Here is a 2,861-nt window from a genome sequence, read left to right as displayed (position 1 = left end):
CTGTCGATGAGGATGCCGCCGAGGATCAGGCTGCCGGCGTTCCCGCGGCCGCCGAAGCCGCCGCCCTGCCCGCGGCCGCCGCGCTCCCGCTCGAACTCCTCGACGTCCTGCTGGGCGAGGTACTGCGCCTGGCCGCCGAGCTCGTCGGCCCGCTCGGCAGCCTGCAGCCCGCGCGAGGGATCGGCGCCGGCCAGGGACTCGGCCTCGTCGAGGAGCCGCTGCGCCTCGGCCAGCCGGGTACGGGCCTCGGGCCCGACGGCGCCGCGACGCGTGTCGACGTAGGCGGCCACGCCCCGGATCCTCGAGCGCATCGGCCCGAGGGCATTGATCAGCTGCGTGCGCACGCGCTCGGCCCGCTCCGCCTCGTCGCGCGACGGCTCGAGCGCCTTGTCCAGGGCCGCCTCGGTGGTGCGCAGGGCGCGCAGGAGCTCCAGCGGGTCGCTCTGCGGACCTGCGGCAAGGGCCGCGTCGCGCGCGGCGGCCGCGGTGGTGGCCGCCGCGCGGACCGCGGGGTCGCCCGGGGCGAGGCGCTCGACGTCGACCAGGTCGGACCCGAGCGAGGCGATCCCGGCGGCGATCGCGGCCGAGGCGCCCGCGAGCGCCTCCCCCGCGTGGTCGACGGCGTCGAGCAGGCTCACCGCCTGCGCGACGGCGTGCTCGGCGGTGCGCCCTGCGTCCACCGCGGTCCCGCGGTCCTCGGCCGCGATCGCCTCGCGGCCCCTGGCGACGGACTCCCGCGCGGCCGCGAGCAGCGCCGTGGCGTGCTCCGGGTTGGTGGCGACCGAGACGAGGGAGGTCGCGGGGTACGTCGCGCGCAGGCGTTCGAGCCCGTCGCGCGCGGCGGCGATGCGGGCGGAGACCTCTACGGCGCGCCGGTCGGTCTCCTCGAGCAGCTCCGGGGCCCGGGCCTGCAGGTCGCGCAGCGCGTCGAACGCCTCGGTCTGCTCGTGCAGGGCGTCGTGGGCGTGCGCGGTCAGCGCGAGGATCTGCTCGATCATCGCGCGCTGCTCGTCGGGGGTCTCCGGTTCGGCGTCGTCCAGGCGCTGGCGCAGCCCGAACGCCTTGAGCGCGGCGTCCTTGGCGTCCCTGAGCACGGCGGCGAAGGCCTGGGTCTGGTCCGTACCGAACTGCGCCTGGGCGAATCCCAGCTCCTGCTCGGAGGCCCGCAGCTCGTCGTCGAGCGACACGAGGGCGGCGCTCGCCCGGCGGTCCAGGGTCGCGATGTCCACCTGGACGGGGGCGCCGGGCCCGCCGGGACCGCCGCCCGGTCCGGCCGTCCCGGCGGGCGCGGCGGTGCGCTTGCGGGCCCGCAGCGAGCGGAAGAGCAGGATGCCGCCGATCACCGCGAGGCCCAGCAGCAGCCAGGTCAGCGGCGAGGAGCCGCTCGACCCGCTCGAGCCCGCGGCGTCGGAACCGCTGCCGGACGCCGATCCGGTCTTGGTGTCCTGGAGCGCCTTGGCGGTATCGATCGCCGCTCCGGCCCAGTCCTTCTCGACGAGCTTCGGCTGGAGGGTGTCGTCCCGGATCTTCGTCTGGTCCGCGATGCTGATCGGCCCCTCGTTATCGACGGCCAAGGAGTACTTGTGGTCGTCCAGCGCGACGGCGAGCACGAGGTCCTTCGCGCCCAGGCCGGACTCCTTGGCCGTCTTGTCCGCCCAGTCGACGCCCTTTTCGCCGTCGAAATTCTTCACGAACACCACGTACAGGTGCATGCCGTTCGCGGCGGTGAGGTCCTGCTGCGCCTGGCGGACGTCGGCGGTGCGGGAGCCGAGGGCGCCCGCGGTGTCGACGATCTCGTCGGTGAGCTTCTGCGGGGGCTCGGCCGCGGCAGGGCTCGCCGCGAGGCCGACGGCGAGCAGCGCGCCGAGCACGGTGGCCCCCGCGGCGCGAAGCGGCAGTGCGACGCGGGGAGTGGCAACCCGCCGGTTCGTGCGCGCGTGCGCGGGGGCTGGAGTCACCAGGCGATCCTGGTCTTCGACCGACCGCAAGGCAAACCAGCCGGCGGGCGCGGGCCGGCGGGAGCTGTCGGTGCGTCCGATAGCGTCCGCGGATGACCTCAATGGATCCCGCCGCCGGCCGCCCGGTCGTGACCGTCGTCCAGCACGACGACGACGTCCCGCTCGACCAGTTCGCCGGCTGGCTCGACGGGCTCGAGCTGCGGGTCGTGCGCGCCTGGGCCGGGCAGGCGGTCCCGACCGATCCGGATCTCGTGGGGGACGGGCTGATCGTGCTCGGCGGACAGATGGACGCCTACGCCGACGACGTCGCGCCGTGGCTCTCCGCGACCCGCGCGCTGCTCGCCGCGGCGGCCGGCGCGGGGGTCCCGACGCTCGGGATCTGCCTGGGTGCCCAGCTGCTCGCCGTCGCCGGTGGCGGGCGGGTTCAGGTCGCCGCGCCGGCCGGGCGTGAGGCCGGGATCACCGAGATCCGCTGGCACGACGCCGCCGCCGGTGACCCGGTGCTGGGAACTCTCGCCGCGGCCGGGCGCCGCACCCCGATGCCGAGCATGCACGCCGACGCGGTCGTGGAGCTGCCGCCCGGCGCCGACTGGCTCGCCTCGAGCGAGCGGTACCCGTACCAGGCGTTCCGGCTCGGGTCGGCCTGGGGCGTGCAGTTCCATCCGGAGGCGAGCGCGGCCCTGCTGCGCGCCTGGGCGCGCGAGCACGACGACCTGGACGCGGCGGCGGTCGGCGGCGACTACGCCGCCCGCGAGCCGGAGATCTCCACCGCCGGCCGGGCGATCGCCGAGGGTTTCGCCGCCGTCGTACACGCCCGTGCGCAGCGCACGAACCCCCGCGAGCGCTCCCCTGATGAAACCTTTCACCCCCGCTGACGTCCGAGCGTTGACGTCCTATAGGACG

Annotated in this window: 2 protein-coding genes; one reads left to right on the top strand and one right to left on the bottom strand. The window is 76.0% G+C overall.

The features are described 5' to 3' along the window. Positions 1-1,958: TPM domain-containing protein (locus VIM26_RS03350; protein ID WP_331948915.1), on the bottom strand; the 1,958-nt coding region annotated here is incomplete at its 3' end. 92 nt (positions 1,959-2,050) lie between these two features. Between VIM26_RS03350 and VIM26_RS03345 the strand changes: the two genes are divergently transcribed. Then, positions 2,051-2,833 (top strand): type 1 glutamine amidotransferase, encoded by a 783-nt coding sequence (locus tag VIM26_RS03345; RefSeq protein ID WP_331948914.1) that lies wholly within the window; start codon positions 2,051-2,053, stop codon positions 2,831-2,833. The last annotated feature ends 28 nt before the right edge of the window (positions 2,834-2,861 follow it).

It is taken from the genome of Pengzhenrongella sp., from assembly GCF_036565025.1.
Classification (GTDB): Bacteria; Actinomycetota; Actinomycetes; order Actinomycetales; family Cellulomonadaceae; genus Pengzhenrongella.
This window is presented reverse-complemented; position numbering and strand designations above follow the sequence as displayed.